Source organism: Methylobacterium guangdongense (genome assembly GCF_038442355.1).
Classification (GTDB): domain Bacteria; phylum Pseudomonadota; class Alphaproteobacteria; order Rhizobiales; family Beijerinckiaceae; genus Methylobacterium; species Methylobacterium guangdongense.
On record NZ_JBBXMX010000074.1, the window covers coordinates 1 to 935 of the forward strand.

Annotated in this window: 1 pseudogene; it reads left to right on the top strand. The window is 70.1% G+C overall.

Features of this window, described 5'->3' with window-relative positions:
- A pseudogene (locus tag AAHG09_RS31800) lies at nt 1-933 on the top strand (IS630 family transposase); the annotation flags it as partial.
- Between the last annotated feature and the right edge of the window lie 2 nt (nt 934-935).

Genomic DNA, 935 nt, shown 5'->3' on the forward strand with positions numbered 1-935 from the left:
GGGCGAGCCGGGACGCCGGCCAGGGCCGCCGGCTTCTGGCGTCGGCTAGGGGCTATGACCGCGCCAAGCCGCACCGAGGCGGTGCGGCTTGGCGCGGTGAGCCTGCAGACAATGCGCGACGGGGTGCCGGCCTTCAACGCAGACGGTCCGTCGGGGCTGATCGATCGCAAGGCGCCGGGCAACCCGCCCAAGCTGGACGCGGCGCAGCGACGGGCGCTGGCGGCTGACGGATCCGGCCGCCTGAGCCCACCCGCGCTTTGGCGTCAGCCTGGACGAAAGCACGCTCGGCCGCATGGTCAAGCAGACGGGTTTCCGAAAGCTGACGGTCCGTCTACGCCACCACGAGCAGGATCCGGCTGCGCTCGCCGGGTTCAAAAAAACCTCCCCGCCACCGTGACGGCCATCCGCGCAAGCCTGCCGCCCGGCATGGTCATCGAACTGTGGTGGCAGGACGAGGCCTGCATCGGCCAGAAGAACACCCTGCCGCGGCGCCGGGCACGCCGCAGGACACGGCCCCCGACGCTCAAGGATCAGCGCACGGCGTATGCCTGCATCTTCGGAGCGATCTGCCCGCAAAGGGGCCAGGATGCCGGTCTCGTCCTCCCCCGCCGCGAAGGCGCGGCGATGACCCCGCATCGGGCCGAGATCAGCCGCTCCGTCGCGCCCCGCGCACAGGCCGTGTTGATGCTCGACGGCGCAGGCTGGCACAGCGCTCACGACGGCATCGAGCTGGCCACCCATCACCCTGCTCACGCTGCCATCCTGTGCCCTGAACTCAACTCCGTGGAGAACGTCTGGCCGTTCCAGCGCGACACCCGGCTCGGCGATCGGATCCTCGCCTCCTGCGACGACATCGTCGACCAGGGCTGCCACGCCTGGAACCGCCTCATCGATCAACCGTACAAGATCATGTCCATCCGACTGCGCCGGTGACC